Annotated in this window: 18 protein-coding genes and 1 tRNA gene; 11 read left to right on the top strand and 8 right to left on the bottom strand. The window is 64.0% G+C overall.

Annotated elements, in window-relative coordinates:
• Positions 1 to 23: 23 nt before the first annotated feature.
• Positions 24 to 1568: a heme peroxidase family protein gene (locus QY049_RS32830; RefSeq protein WP_258765353.1), complete on the bottom strand. Its 1545-nt coding sequence runs from the start codon at positions 1566 to 1568 to the stop codon at positions 24 to 26.
• Positions 1569 to 2204: 636 nt separating this feature from the next.
• Here QY049_RS32830 and QY049_RS32825 point away from each other — a divergent pair.
• The 3 genes from QY049_RS32825 to greA all read left to right on the top strand — a co-directional run bounded on the left by QY049_RS32825 (position 2205) and on the right by greA (position 3787).
• Positions 2205 to 2573, top strand: a complete 369-nt coding sequence (locus QY049_RS32825; RefSeq protein WP_258765354.1) for a hypothetical protein — start codon at positions 2205 to 2207, stop codon at positions 2571 to 2573.
• A 152-nt stretch (positions 2574 to 2725) separates the two neighbouring features.
• The gene (locus QY049_RS32820; protein WP_258765355.1) at positions 2726 to 3205 is read left to right on the top strand and encodes a hypothetical protein; all 480 of its coding nucleotides are present in this window, start codon (positions 2726 to 2728) and stop codon (positions 3203 to 3205) included.
• 99 nt (positions 3206 to 3304) lie between these two features.
• Positions 3305 to 3787 carry a transcription elongation factor GreA gene (gene greA, locus QY049_RS32815; RefSeq protein WP_258765356.1) on the top strand — a complete coding sequence of 161 codons (483 nt, stop codon included), beginning with the start codon at positions 3305 to 3307 and terminating at the stop codon, positions 3785 to 3787.
• 162 nt (positions 3788 to 3949) lie between these two features.
• Here greA and QY049_RS32810 read toward each other — a convergent pair whose 3' ends face one another.
• A complete protein-coding gene (locus QY049_RS32810) occupies positions 3950 to 4252 on the bottom strand; it encodes a hypothetical protein (protein ID WP_258765357.1) in 303 nt (100 codons plus the stop codon).
• 364 nt (positions 4253 to 4616) lie between these two features.
• On the opposite strand from QY049_RS32810, the gene QY049_RS32805 reads away from it, so the two are divergent.
• The 3 genes from QY049_RS32805 to QY049_RS32795 all read left to right on the top strand — a co-directional run bounded on the left by QY049_RS32805 (position 4617) and on the right by QY049_RS32795 (position 5570).
• Positions 4617 to 4883: a hypothetical protein gene (locus QY049_RS32805; protein WP_258765358.1), complete on the top strand. Its 267-nt coding sequence runs from the start codon at positions 4617 to 4619 to the stop codon at positions 4881 to 4883.
• Positions 4876 to 5172: a hypothetical protein gene (locus tag QY049_RS32800; protein ID WP_258765359.1), complete on the top strand. Its 297-nt coding sequence runs from the start codon at positions 4876 to 4878 to the stop codon at positions 5170 to 5172. Before QY049_RS32805 ends, QY049_RS32800 begins: the two co-directional genes overlap by 8 nt.
• A gap of 119 nt (positions 5173 to 5291) precedes the next feature.
• A complete protein-coding gene (locus QY049_RS32795; protein WP_258765360.1) occupies positions 5292 to 5570 on the top strand; it encodes a DUF1488 domain-containing protein in 279 nt (92 codons plus the stop codon).
• Here the strand turns inward: QY049_RS32795 and rpsU are convergent.
• Positions 5560 to 5835, bottom strand: a complete 276-nt coding sequence (rpsU, locus tag QY049_RS32790; protein ID WP_258766891.1) for a 30S ribosomal protein S21 — start codon at positions 5833 to 5835, stop codon at positions 5560 to 5562. The two genes, QY049_RS32795 and rpsU, sit on opposite strands and share 11 nt — an antisense overlap.
• A 417-nt stretch (positions 5836 to 6252) precedes the next feature.
• Here rpsU and QY049_RS32785 point away from each other — a divergent pair, with 417 nt between their 5' ends.
• The 3 genes from QY049_RS32785 to QY049_RS32775 all read left to right on the top strand — a co-directional run bounded on the left by QY049_RS32785 (position 6253) and on the right by QY049_RS32775 (position 7086).
• Entirely contained in the window at positions 6253 to 6462 is a 210-nt protein-coding gene (locus QY049_RS32785) for a cold-shock protein (RefSeq protein ID WP_258765361.1), read from the top strand.
• Between the two features lie 97 nt (positions 6463 to 6559).
• Positions 6560 to 6814 carry a transcriptional regulator gene (locus QY049_RS32780; RefSeq protein ID WP_258765362.1) on the top strand — a complete coding sequence of 85 codons (255 nt, stop codon included), beginning with the start codon at positions 6560 to 6562 and terminating at the stop codon, positions 6812 to 6814.
• A 50-nt stretch (positions 6815 to 6864) separates the two neighbouring features.
• Positions 6865 to 7086, top strand: a complete 222-nt coding sequence (locus QY049_RS32775) for a hypothetical protein (RefSeq protein ID WP_258765363.1) — start codon at positions 6865 to 6867, stop codon at positions 7084 to 7086.
• A 305-nt stretch (positions 7087 to 7391) separates the two neighbouring features.
• On the opposite strand, the gene QY049_RS32765 is transcribed toward QY049_RS32775, so the two are convergent.
• From QY049_RS32765 to QY049_RS32750, 4 genes are all read right to left on the bottom strand, one after another.
• The gene (locus QY049_RS32765) at positions 7392 to 7634 is read right to left on the bottom strand and encodes a hypothetical protein (protein ID WP_258765365.1); all 243 of its coding nucleotides are present in this window, start codon (positions 7632 to 7634) and stop codon (positions 7392 to 7394) included.
• A gap of 577 nt (positions 7635 to 8211) precedes the next feature.
• Positions 8212 to 8286, bottom strand: a tRNA-Val gene (locus tag QY049_RS32760).
• A 159-nt stretch (positions 8287 to 8445) separates the two neighbouring features.
• Entirely contained in the window at positions 8446 to 9744 is a 1299-nt protein-coding gene (locus QY049_RS32755) for a hypothetical protein (RefSeq protein WP_194477615.1), read from the bottom strand.
• A gap of 117 nt (positions 9745 to 9861) precedes the next feature.
• The gene (locus QY049_RS32750) at positions 9862 to 10470 is read right to left on the bottom strand and encodes a DUF1134 domain-containing protein (protein ID WP_194477614.1); all 609 of its coding nucleotides are present in this window, start codon (positions 10468 to 10470) and stop codon (positions 9862 to 9864) included.
• Positions 10471 to 10611: 141 nt separating this feature from the next.
• Between QY049_RS32750 and QY049_RS32745 the strand changes: the two genes are divergently transcribed.
• Complete coding sequence (locus QY049_RS32745; protein WP_194477613.1) at positions 10612 to 11097, top strand: YHS domain-containing (seleno)protein; 486 nt, start codon at positions 10612 to 10614, stop codon at positions 11095 to 11097.
• Here QY049_RS32745 and QY049_RS32740 read toward each other — a convergent pair.
• Entirely contained in the window at positions 11091 to 11918 is an 828-nt protein-coding gene (locus tag QY049_RS32740; RefSeq protein ID WP_258765366.1) for a 3'(2'),5'-bisphosphate nucleotidase CysQ, read from the bottom strand. The two genes, QY049_RS32745 and QY049_RS32740, sit on opposite strands and share 7 nt — an antisense overlap.
• A gap of 175 nt (positions 11919 to 12093) precedes the next feature.
• Between QY049_RS32740 and chpT the strand changes: the two genes are divergently transcribed.
• On the top strand, positions 12094 to 12747 hold the full coding sequence (chpT, locus tag QY049_RS32735; protein WP_194477611.1) for a histidine phosphotransferase ChpT: 654 nt from the start codon (positions 12094 to 12096) through the stop codon (positions 12745 to 12747).
• Positions 12748 to 13009: the final 262 nt, after the last annotated feature.

The raw sequence follows: 13009 nt of genomic DNA, 5'->3' as shown, positions 1-13009 counted from the left end.
CTTAAGCACCAGTCACTACAAGCTCAATGCAGCGGAGCGCCGCCACCCAGCGCGTAGGTCACGAGGTCCTTCAGCGCGAAGTTGGAACCGGTCACCGGCGCCCAGTTAGGATCGAGCGACAGCACGGAGGAGGCGTCGCCGAACATCATGCCGAGGAAGACTTCGGCGACGATGCGTCCGCCGACCGGCCCGAGCTGCGGCGTCTTGATGCCGGTCGCAGGCGCGCCGCTTGCGGGGACCGTGACAGAGGTCGCGAACTGGCGCGCTTCGGCGAGGATGTAGGTCCAGAGCGGGCAGTTGCCCTTGAACACGCCGTTCGCGATCGACGCGATCGGAACTTGCGGGTCGCCGACCGGATCGGGATTGTCGACGGCCCGGCCGACGATGATCTGCTCGTCGGTCAGCGGCGTCTGGTGCATCGCCCTGGCGACCGCCTGGCCCGACGGCAGCCCGAGCCGCCAGCCGCGTTCGAGATTGCGAAGCGCCAGCGACGACGGATTGGAGGCGACCTCCGGCGGCAGCTTGCGCAGCGGATCGACCAGCGAAGTGTCGATGCGATAGGCGAACTGGAGCCGCCGCTTGTTGTCGGGATTGGTGCCGTCGTCCTCGACGCCATAGGGGCGCGTGTCGATGTCGATGAAGCGTCCCCAGTCGATCGCGCGTCCCGGCCCCATCGCGCGGAAGCCGGTCAGCGCGTTGTTGTCGGGATTGTTCGGATCGGGGAAGATCTGGAGCAGCATGTTGTCGGCGTCGTTCAGCCGATAACCGGGCCGGATCATGGAATGCCCGAGCCGGTAGGCTGCGACCGAGAACTCGACCGGCATGTAGGGGAACGTCTTCCAGTGATAGTAGGCGAGCTTGCCGCGATCGTAGTGGCCGCCGGTCCTGAGATCGTTCAGCACGGCGGCATTGACGATGCGCGGCAGGAAGTCGTTCAGCACCACGTATTGATAGTGGAAGCGGACGCGCTGTTGCACGTCCTGGAACGAGAGGCCGTCGTTGTCGTCGACCATGCGGTTGTGGAAGCGCAGCATCAGCCCCTGGAACTGCGAGACGATGCTGTTCTCGTCGTTGCGGGGATCGCCGATGAGTGCGCGGCCCCTGAAGCGCGGCAGGTCGAAGGCGTTGGAAACGCCGGTGCCGGTCAGCGGGTCGCCGAGGAGGAATTTGCCTGTGTTGTCGTACATGAAGGGCTGGTCGTTCGGACCGCGCCCATAGAGATTGTCGAGATCAAACGACGGCGTGCGGAAGTCGACGAGCCCGTCCGGATCCTGCTGCTTGGTCAGCGAGCTCACGGGATCGAAGGTGATGTCGTGATCGACGAACTGGCCGAAATATGTGTAGAGCGCGGGAATCCCGCTCTCTTCCGCGTCCGGCCCATCCTTGGGCGGATCGAAATCGCCGACCATGTTGTCGGCGAGCGCCGAGAGGTTGGCGATGCTGTCGGCGTCGTTCGGGCCGAATTTCGCCGGTGTCAGCGTGCGGAACATGCGGCCGAAGCGGCCTTGTGACAGCGGCGAGCGGGTCGCGTTGAGACCGCGGGGAGTAATGGCGTGACGACTGCTCATAAAGGACCTCCATGAAAAGTTACGACGGCAAGCAACTAAAGTTAAAGTTGTTCGCAATAGAATATGCATGTGAGGCTAGATCGCGGAATCCGGCGTCGCAATGCGTTGCTTCACACATCGCGCGACGTCGATCCGGATTCGCGCGCCGGCACTGCGATCAAGCTGCGGATGCGCTTTGCAAATTTTTCGCGTGTCGATTCCGAATAACATTCTCGACATCGACGTCGGCGCATGGAAGCAACGTCAGCCTCGCCGACCTAATCGGCAGAGCGATCGTCGTGCCCGGAGTCGTGTTCGCGTAAAAATTGCAATGGTGCACATATGCCGCTTCGCCAAAAGTTGCGGGCTTGACGGATGCGTGGCGCGGATCGATGCCGCCACTGGGGCAAAGGTCCGGCAAGTCGTCGCGAGGCACTCGCGTGGTCCGGGACTCGTCCGGCATGATGCCGCAAATGTCCTGGTATCGGGGCGTGCGCCATGTCCGGCATGGGCCTATGATGCGGCGGGCCGGTGTGGGCATGTGACCTCGGCCACATTTTGCAGCCGTGGTCCCGCCTATCCTCGGCGCACTTGCACGCGTCGATCCCGCGGGACTTGAGCTTCCGTCATTGGGGATCAGGCATTTTGGAGGTTCTGATGCAAAGATCATATTTGCTGGCCGCGACTGCGGCACTGGCGCTCGTCATGCAAACGCCGCTCGCGCTGGCGCAGAGCGCGCCCGCCGCGGGTGGCACGCCGCCGGCCGCCGCAACCAGCGCGGCGCCGGCCGCAACCACGGCTCCAACCGCGACCACGGCTCCGGCCGCGACCACGGCTCCGGCCACGACCACCGACAATTCGACCGCGCCGGCCGGCTCGAAGAAGAGCGCCGAGAAGAAGCCGAAGAAGAAGATGACGCGGCAGCAGGAGATCGATCATTCGATCGACAGCGGCACCGTTCCGGCGCGCTATCGCAGCTCCGTGCCGAAGCAATACCAGCAGTATATTCCGTTCGAGAAGCAGTGACCGGCGTCGCCGCGGCGTGAGGCGTTTTCCGCCTTGCGTTGCGGTGGAATTGGCCGGAAGCCATGCAGCAGCGACGGCGCGATCTGATCGGCTGCCCCCTGTGGCGGTCCGCGGTCCCGGTGTTAGACTGGGCCAAGCCGGGGGGAGCCGTGATGAGTGACGACGCAAAGGATGCTGGCCTGGTGGCCATGATCAGCAGCATCCTGGGAGGCAACAAGCGTGCAGAGGGCGCCAGCCCGCCGCCGCTCGCCGACTTCACGCCGGCCGCGCCGGCGGCCGAACCCGTTGCTGCGGTGCCTGAGATCCCGGAAGCCGAGTCGCCGAAGCTCCAGGATGCATCCGATGACGCGGCAGCTTCAAAGCCAATCGCGCCTGCCGCTCAACCCCTGACACCCGGCGGCAAGCGACTCCTGCCGGCGGAGGCGATTGCCGAGCTCGTGCTCGGCGAACTCCGCAAGATCGAGGATTTTCCGGCGTCCGGCGTCTCGGTCACGGTCTACGGTTACAGGCACTGGAACGCGATGATCACCTTCGCGCCGTTCTCGACCAATTTCCAGAACGCGACGCGGTTCCGCCAGGCGCTGCCCGACCTCGTCTTCAAGCTGCGCCGTTTCGTCGAACTTGAGATATAGTGGAGGACGATCGCAGGGGCGCTTCGACGCAGTTCATTTCGATGGACTGCGGTGGAATGACGCGGCGATCACGCCAAAACCGTTCGACAGGATATCGAATTGAGCGTCGCCTTTACCAAAGAAGAGAGCGCCGAGACGGCCTCCGAGACGTTGCTGCCGGATCGCCCGATCTCGCCGCATCCGAACCTCGTGACGGAGACGGGCTTGAAGGCGTTGCAGACGCAGCTCCACCAAGCGCGCGAGGCCTATGAAGCCGCGCAAGCCATCGACGACGTCAACGAAAAGCGCCGGCAGTCGGCAGTGCCCTTGCGCGATGTCAGATACTTCGCCGAGCGGCTGCGCACCGCTCAGCTCGTCGCCGATCCGGCGTCATCGGATGTTGTCGCCTTCGGCAGCACCGTGACGTTCAGCCGCACCGATGGCCGCGTGCAGACCTACCGCATCGTCGGCGAGGACGAAGCCGATCCCAAGGCGGGCTCGATCTCGTTTGTCGCGCCGGTCGCGAAGTCGCTGATGGGGAAGGCGGTGGGTGATGTCGGGGGCGCGGGCGCGCAAGAGATCGAGATTCTGGCGATCGCCTGAGGCCCAACAGCGTGCTGTTGCAAGAGCCCTTCGCGCCGGCGCAAATCGTGACTACGATCTCGCAACTGCTGAATCAAGCTCCGCCCACGCACGAATCATGTTCGCTTGTCGGAGATCGCGGGCTGGCGATCTCCCGGGTGAACGGCTTGAACGCGACGTCTGCTACGTCTTCTTTGCGGGTTCTTTGCGGCTCGGGGCCGCGGCAATCACCTTGGCTTTTTCCTTCTTCGGCTTTTTGGCTTCGCGATTGCCGCGTTGCTGCCCCTTCGCCATGTCGCTCTCCCTTGGTGGTTTGAGTTCGTCGAGTTCATCGGATTGGAGCACCCGTCCACGCGGGGTGCAGACTCTGACGTCCATGTAGCCTTCGCGGAGCAGTTTTCGCGCGAGCCGCAGCGCAACGGTCGCGGTGCCGCGGCCGAGATTCGAACTGCCGTATTCGTTGGTCCCGCTGACCAGATACGGCACACGAATTGCCCTAGCCATTGAGAACGGAGGCAGCCAACACGAGAAGCAGAAGAAGAAGCGGAAGGATCACCGGCGGCACGATCCATTCCGATATGCGAACAGGCGCCATTACACGCTCCTGCGAGGCTTTCGGCGGGAGCACATCGGACCCTCAGTCACCGGTCGAAGCCGTTGAGACGCGCGGTGATGGCAGCGACCCTACGCCCGCCCCAGGGCAATAGCGAGGATTAAATGCTGCGCGAGCGACCGCTGTGCTGTGATTGCCGGCGTGGCTGATGATAGTGCTGGCTATCGCTCCGGCAAGGGCGCATGGTCGTGTCAGCCGCGGCACCGGTCGGGCTTCACTTGCGAAAGGCAGGCGTGTGTGACCATTCGCTCGCGGCGGGAAGCCGTCACGTTCAGGCATCCATTCCGTATCCGCGGCATCGATCGCACCTTGCCCGCTGGCGTCTATGAAGTCGTGACCGACGAGGAGACGATCGAGGGCCTGACATTCTCGGCCTATCGCCGCATCGCCACGATGATCACAGTGCCCGCCGAAGGCGCAGTTGGCACCATGGAAACACTGTCGATAGGCTCGGTCGATCTTGCGAACGCGCAAGCCGCAGACGCGAGCACCGCAAATGACTGAGCACACCGTCGATCTCGATAAGCACCGCGGCATGGCCGCGCAGAAAGCGACCGAGCTTCGCCGCGCTTTGGCCGAGGTCGAAGCCAACGTCAGGGAGCTGCGTGAGCGCGAGGCCGACCTCGAGAATCGCATGCTGACGGTGCCGGCCGCGTCCTGGCCCGAGGCCGCGACCAAGGCCCGCTATCTGCTCAACCTCTATGCCGCGAGTCTGCCGGTCGAGGACACCCGCCATCGGGCGCTGGTGGCTGCGCTGTTCGACGATTTCGTCCGGCTGTCGGAAGAAGGCTGAGCCGAACGTCGGGCACCTGGCCTCGACGCGTGACGTGCAACGGTTGCGAAGGCGGGCGGCCGTTCGCGCGCGACGATTTCTGCACTTGTGAGGAACGGATCACGTAACGGGGTAAGCCAATGGCATTGACCCGCGGCCGCTTTATCAGCCACGAGTACGATCGAATGATCGTCCGCTTCTCGATGCAGGACGGCGCCAGGGAGATTCCTTGCGCGATCTCGACTTCCGCGATGGATGATCTCGAGCCTGGCTCGCAGGTCAGGCCCGAGCAGCGGGAAGCACAGTTCATCCGCCTGCGCGACCGCATCGAAGCACGCGCGGCGAGCAAATACTGCGCGACGGAGTTCGAAGGCACTCCGCCGGGGATCGTGCTGCGCGGCATCGATTTCAGGTCGTAGGAGCCTTGATCTCCGGCAAAGGCGGTCTGCGCTCGAACGGCTTCTTTTTCGGTGGCGCTGGCAGCAATCCTTCCCGGATCGCCTGCTTCCGAGCGAGCTTGCGCGCGCGGCGAATGGCTTCGGATTTTTCGCGCGTCTTTCTCTCCGACGGCTTCTCGTAGGAGCGCCGCTGCTTCATCTCGCGGAAGACGCCTTCGCGCTGCATCTTCTTCTTGAGAACACGAAGCGCCTGCTCGACGTTGTTATCTCTGACGACGACCTGCATTGATGTTCCTCGCTCGAGGCTGCAAATGCGACACGTCCTGCAGGCAGCCAATTGCGCAGGAGCTTCATTGCGATTTTTCAGGATAGTAGCCGCGACTTCAGTCGCCGGCTCCGGACCGGTCGATGCGCTCTCGCACGCGATGCAACCTCGTGCGTCACGTGAACACTCTCGCGCGGACAAGTCAATCGACAAGGCCTGCCACGATCTCGGCCGATCCGGCGGGAACAACCGGGCGAAAACAAATCGGCTTTCGCCCTTGTAAAAGAACGAGCGCGGTGTATATAGGGGTTGTTCGATCAGCCGCTGTGCCTTGTTGAATGCGCCCGCGGGCTCCTTTTCCAAAGACATCGACGAAATTGAAAGTGTCCGCGTGAATGTCGCGCGGCACGCATGCGCTGCTGCGCTTTGGAGAAGAATATGACGACAGGTACCGTGAAGTGGTTCAACGGCCAAAAGGGCTTTGGATTCATTCAGCCGGACGACGGCAGCAATGATGTGTTCGTTCACATCAGCGCCGTCGAACGCGCCGGTCTTTCAGGTCTTGCAGAAGGCCAAAAGGTCAACTTCGAGGCCAAGACCGACAAGATGCGAGGTAAGGTCAGCGCCGAGAATCTCTCGCTGGCTTGATATCGTGGTGCCGTTTCACGGATGTACTGAAACGGCCGCTTGGCCCGCTCGATCCCAGGATTGAGCGGGTTTCGTCGCGTGTAAAACGGAGTGAAGCATGAGCGCCAGGAAAACGGCCGAGCTGTCACCCGAGGGTATCGCGCGTTCTGATCGCAAGCGCCTCGCCGCTGAAGAGGGAATGCGCGCACTGGCGGACGTCGAAAGACAGGCCATCGAAGTGCGCAGGAACATGGCGCGGCTCCGAGAGATTCGCGAGGCCAGTGAACGCGAGAAGGAAGCGGCGGACGCAGCTCTTCAAACCGCCTCGCCCGCACCCGCGGTCAAAAAGCGTTCCAGGAAAACGGCACGATAATCGTCTTCAGCCTCGTCGCCGCAATTCGAGCGCCGATCCCATTCCGGAGAGTGCAGGTCGTGCGCAGAATCAAACCGGAAGGCGGAACCATCACCTTCTTCGTCGCGTTCGGCGCTAGCAGGCAGATGTGCCGGCTTGCGACGACCTTCGACACGCAGAAGCAGGCGTTCAGCTACCTCCAGAAGCATCGAACGGAGTTCGAGCATATGGCGCGCACGCGCCTTGCCTCGGGGGAGCTCGAAGACGGCGTCGTCGTGCTGTCGATGCTTTGATCGTCTCGACCACGTCTGCACCGGCGAGTCTTCAATGGATCGGGTGAGCGATAGCTAACACGTCCCGTCGCGCCGGCTCCGCTGCTCTGCTTCCCTCGCCAGTCGTTCGGCCTTGAGCCGTTCCCTGTTCGCGTGGAAAGCCCTTTGCGCCTTCTCGTAATCGCTCACGACTTTCTCGGGGCCCTGCCTGAACAGGTTGTTTGCCGCCTTGACGGCAGACGATCGAAACTGCTGTCTCATCTCTTGTCCTCTCTATCTCTGTGATCCGAAATCCTCTCGTGTGAGGGACTTCCCGACTGGTCAGCTTAGGCCCTGACTGACTTACTGCGTCTTGACCGATCAATTCGCAGACGGCCGAACTCTTCGGGGCCATCGAGCAGGTCTCGCTTGCGGATCGCCCGGGTATCTGCGGTCGTCGTTGCGTCGCCGATCCGGTCGATCGTGTCGCCAGCCATTTTCCTGGCGCGCCGCTTCTGCCGATCCTGGTGAGTGTCCGATGCGAGTCCCAGCTCCACCAGACGACCTATCGCTTCGGTCAGGCTCGTCACATCGTTCCGACGAGCCATCCACGCCGTGATGGCTCTCGACTGCGACCGCGAGGGGCGAAAGCAAACGGTGCGAGCGGGACGACCGCTGTTTTTCGGTGTTTTCATCACGCTCGGCAATTGCAGGATATGAATTGACCCAGCGCCCGGCGCTAGTCGCAAGGTCAACCGCCGATCCCCCGATGCGTTCCTCGGAAAAGCCTGAGGCCATACGAGGGGGCTGGGAGTGCATGGCTGCACGGGCATGGATCGAGCCGTGTTTCTCCTTGCGAGTGGCTCGAAGCCGTTACGCTCACCTCTGAGGACCGGGCTTCAGTCGCGCGCCGCGAGCCGTCGGCAACGCGGTCCTCTTCCGGGATGCTGCCATCATGCCCCTGTTTTGCCCGACGCGTCAACTGTATTTCGGAAAAGACGTAATCGATCGGTCCGACTGATGTCGGCTACTGTGCATGGGGTTGTTTTCGAGGCTTTGACGGAGCGGGAGCAAATGCCCCGGTCCCTCTACGCTCTTCGAGCTACGCCGGACACGCTTCGCCATCATTGGGCGTGGCTGCGCCACGCGAAGCCTTTTGGCGAAGCGTGGTGGGCGCACAAGGGATCGAACCTTGGACCTCTCCCGTGTGAAGGGAACGCTCTCCCGCTGAGCTATGCGCCCGGGACCATCATGCAGACGGCCGGACTTTTGGGCCGGCCGGCGCATCGAAGCCCGCGATTTAGAAGTGCGGGCTAGACGTGTCAAGTTTTCAGGCGCCCCGGGGCCGGAAAACCTTTCGTCGATCGTTCAAATCGGCGGCGAGGCCGGGTTTCGGGCTGATTATGCGCCCTGCTGGCGGGCGCGGGAGGCGTGGGCCTGGAGCGCGCGGATGCGTTCGGCCAGCGTCCCGCCACCCTCGGGCAGGGGGCTTGCTGCCGCGCCGTTGGTGGCGATGCCATTAGCCGGGCGCGGGGCCGGCTTCGGCGGCTGGCCGGCCTCGGCCGCCAGCAGCGCCTCGATCGGCGAGTTCGGGCCTTCGAGCTGCATCGCGAGCTTTGCCACCTCGGCGGCGATGTCGTTGATGCGCTCGCGCAGCAGCGCGTTCTCCATGCGCTCGGTCGCCCAGGAGCTCTCGGCCTGCTGCTGGATCGCGTTGATGTCGCGCTGCAGCTTGGTGCGCTCGTCGCGGGCGGTGCGCAGCTGGTCTTCCAGCGCGGCCTTCTCGGTGCGCAGCGTCTCCATCGCGGCCGACGACTTGCCGCCGCTCAGGGCGGCGATCTCGACGCGCAATTCCTTGATGGTGCGTTCGGCGCCGTCGTTGCTCTGGCGCAGCTGGTTGTTCTCGTAGTCGCGCTCGGCGAGCAGCTTGCCCTGCGTGGCGAGGCGTCCCTCGAGGTCGGCGACGCGGCCCGACAGCATCTCGGCCTCTTTCACCTGCACGACGAGCTGGCGATCGAGTTCGGTGACGCGCTGGCTCAGATTCTCGACGCGGCCGCGGGCATCGCCAAGCTCGCGCGAGGCGACTTCCGAGTCCGAGCGCTCCTGCGTCAGCCGGGCCTGCGTGGCGGTGAATTCCTTCTCGGCGTCGCCGACGCGGTTCTTCAGTTCCTCGATCTGGGCGCGCACCGCGACCAGCTCGACCTGGCGGCTCTCCGCCATGATCGAGCGGTCGGACAGTTCGGAATTGATTTTTGCGAGCTCGGCCTGCTTGTCGGTCAGTGCAATCTCGGCTTCGCGCAAGGACGCGGTCTTGGCGTTGAACTCTTCCTCGGTGGCGCGGAGCTGTTCCTTCACCGCCTTCTCGCGCGCCTCCAGCGCGAAGATCGTGGCGTTCTTCTCGCCGAGCTCGATCTTCATGCGGTTGATGGCGTCGCTCTTCTTGCCGAGCTCTGCGAGCTGGCTGGTGGTCTTGTTCTTGAGCTGGTCGACGCTCATCTCGAGCCGGCGCGCCGACATCGCGAACTCGGCGCGGAGCTGGTCCTTGTCGGCCTGGATTTCCGCCATCGACAGCGGTGTCGCCGCCTCGAGCCGGCGCGTGGTCAGGCGCACCGCGCGGTTATGCACCAGCGGCACGATGGCAAGCCCGCACAGCATCGACAGCAGGAAACCGATCGCCAGGTACATGATCGGTTCGACCATGGGTCAGAGCTCCAGAAACAAGGAAAAATTTACCAAGGACAATGCATGGCGGGCCGGCAAAAAGCCAGCCCCGCCCTGTTGTTAACGTGAATCCGGAATTGGATCGGAAGAGGGGATCTAGAACGGGTTCCAGGTCGCGCGCGGCGTGTATTTGAGGTAGCCGATATTGGCACCCAGGCGTAGCCCGATGCCGGAGCGGATCGGCACCAGCACGATGTTGTTGGCGGTGAGCGCCGTCATGCCGAAGCCGCCGATGATGTAGGCCGAGCCGTCGATGCCGGCGAAGCGCTGGTAGATCGCGTTGGTGGCGGGCAGGTTGTAGACGAGCGTCATGGTGCGCGCGCCGTCGCCGCCCCAGTCGAAGCCGAGCGAGGGACCCTGCCAGTAGACGCGCAGGTCGCCGGCGTTCTTGGTGTAGAGCGTGCCTTCGCCGTAGCGCAGGCCCGCGACGAAGGCGCCGGAGCCTTCCTCGCCCAGGATATAGCCGTTCGGCAGGCCCCATTGGCTGACCGCCTTCTCGATGATCGAGGCGAGCCCGCGCGAGACGTTGCCGAAGAAGCGGTGGCCGGCGGTGACGAGCTCTTCCGGCCCATAGGTGGTGGGTGACGGGGTCCGCTGCGGCGGCGGCAAGTCCGGCGGCGGCGCGGCCGTCTGGGCCGAGGCCGGCACGGTCCAGCCAGCCAGCGCGATGAGCGCCACTGCGGCAAGGCGTGATGCGAAAGTCATAAAAGAACCCCTGGTATCGATTCCGGTCCGCTTCCCTTAACCTGACGCCAACAGGCACGGCTCTAGGTTGCGCCGGATGTCCCCTCGACTCGGATGTTATCCGCAGCAACTATGACGGCACAACGGCAGGAAGATAGCCCTTTGCGCCCCGGAATTGCCTTGATCGGCCGTCTGGTCTGCCTGCTGGCGGGCATTTGGCTGGTCTCTTCCGGATTGCCGGCGCATGCGGCGACCACCGAGCGTGTCGTCGTCAATCGTTTCTCGGGCGTCGCGATCGAAGGCTTCGACCCCGTCGCCTATTTCGTCGATGGCGGCCCCGAGCGAGGAACGGCGGAGTTCGAGGCCAACCTCTGGGGGGCGGTCTGGCGTTTCCGCAACGAGGGCAACCGGGCGGAGTTTCTGGCCCACCCAGAAATCTACGGCCCGCAATTCGGCGGCTATGACCCCGCCGATATCGCCCGCGGCGTGACCATTGCCGGCAATCCCCGCTTCTTCGTGATCTCGGCGCAGCGGCTCTATCTGTTCAGCCGGGAGGCCAATCGCGACGCCTTCGCGGCTAATCCCGAACGCTTCCTGTATGAGGTCGGCAAACGCTGGCCGGCGCTTCAGGATCAGCTCAGTCAGTAGGGCATCACCGCCGCGGCATCGCCCCAGGCGACGAACGCCGGAATGATGAAACCGGTGTCGCCGCGTTCGCCGAAGCGGAGTTCGCCGCCCTGGCCGTCGGTCACCCTGCCGCCGGCTGCGGTCACCACTGCGCAGCCCGCCCCGACGTCCCATTCGCAGGTCGGCCCGAAGCGCGGATAGATGTCCGCGCTGCCCTCGGCGATCCGGCCGAACTTCACGGCCGAGCCGCAGGTCTTTCTGACGGCGTTGGGTCTGTTGTCGATGAATGCTTCGCTTCTGGGGTCGCCATGGGAGCGGCTCACCGCCGCGATCCAGGGCTCGCCGGCTTTTGGCAGCTTGCGGGTCCGGATCGGCTCGGCCGCGCCGATGGCGGTGCCGTCGAACCTCACACGCTCGGCACCGCGGCCGACAATGCCGCGCCAGAGCAGCCCGAGCGCCGGCGCGCTGACGATGCCGAGCAGCGGCACACCCTCGGTCACGAGCGCGAGGTTGACGGTGAACTCGTCGCGGCCGGCGACGAACTCCTTGGTGCCGTCGAGCGGATCGATCAGGAAGAAGCTGCCGCGAAACGGCGGCGTGGCGAGGTGTGTCCGCTCTTCCGAGAGCGTCGGCACGTCGCCGGCAAGCCGTGCCAGCCCTTCGGCAATGATGCGGTCGGCGGCGAGGTCGGCCTCGGTCACCGGCGAGCCGTCCTGCTTGCCGTCGACCCGCATCGCCCCGCGATTGACGCTCAGGATCGCCTCGCCGGCCTGCACCACCAGTGCGGTCAGGGGCTCCATCAGCCGGAACGCGGCCTCGCCGTCGATGATCCTCACCCGCATGCCTCATTCATCGGCAAGTTTCGCCTCTCGTCACGTGATTCGCCTGCGTCCATTACGGCCGCTTCGAACCTATCGCAAGCTAGCTGCCACAGGCTGGCGAATGATAGAACCCGCAGCAACAGTTCAAGCATGCGTGATTCGCCGCGTCCGCACCGTGCAATTCCAGGAACCCTTTATGTCTGACGCTCCGTCACCCGCTACCGCTTCCGCTCCCGACATGCTCGAACTCGCGGCCCTGCTGTGCTCGCGGGTGTGTCATGATCTCATCAGCCCGGTGGGCGCCATCGTCAATGGGCTCGAAGTGCTCGACGACGATCCCAAGCCCGAGGACCGCGAATTCGCGCTCGATCTCATTCGCAAGAGTGCCAAGACCGCCTCCGCCCGCCTGCAATTCTGTCGCCTCGCCTTCGGCGCGGCCGGCTCCTCCGGCGCACAAATCGATCTCGGCGATGCCCAGACCATGGCAAAGGGCCACATCGAGGACGGCAAGTGCACGATCACGTGGAATCTGCCGCGGCTGCTGCTGCCGAAGAACCGCGTCAAGCTGCTGCTCAACATGCTGGTCGTGTCCCAGCATACGATCCCGCGCGGCGGCATGCTGACGATCGATCCGATCGGCGAGGGCGAGACGATGAGCTTCCGCATCACCGCGACCGGACACAATGCCCGCCTGCCGCAGAACATCTCCGAGCTTCTGAGCGGCGAGCGCGGACCGGCTGCGGATGCGCACGCAATCCAGCCTTATTATACGCGGCTGTTGGCGCAGGCCTGTGGGCTGACCGTGACGCTCAAGCTCGAAGGCGAGGCGATCATCGTTACCGCTTCGTAAACGCGCCCGTCGCTCTCGAACTGTTAAGCCATCCTTTACGAGGCGCTTCGGCTTGTCCGGAGCGCCTTATGTCTTTGTTGGTTCCGTTCTTTTGCACATACTCAACCAATATTAAACGCTTTGCGGTGAAGCTGGCCCCATTCCGAATAGGCGCATCACAAGTCGTGCGTGCCCTCCCTGTATGAAGGCCTGTTTCATGGATGATCTGTTGCGGGAGTTTCTGACGGAGACCAGCGAGAGCCTGGACACCGTCGACAATCAG

Origin of the sequence: Bradyrhizobium sp. WYCCWR 13022 (genome assembly GCF_030435535.1) — a bacterium.
Lineage (GTDB): Bacteria > Pseudomonadota > Alphaproteobacteria > Rhizobiales > Xanthobacteraceae > Bradyrhizobium.
The sequence above is the reverse complement of the archived record's forward strand: the minus strand, read 5'-3'. Positions and strand labels throughout refer to the sequence as shown.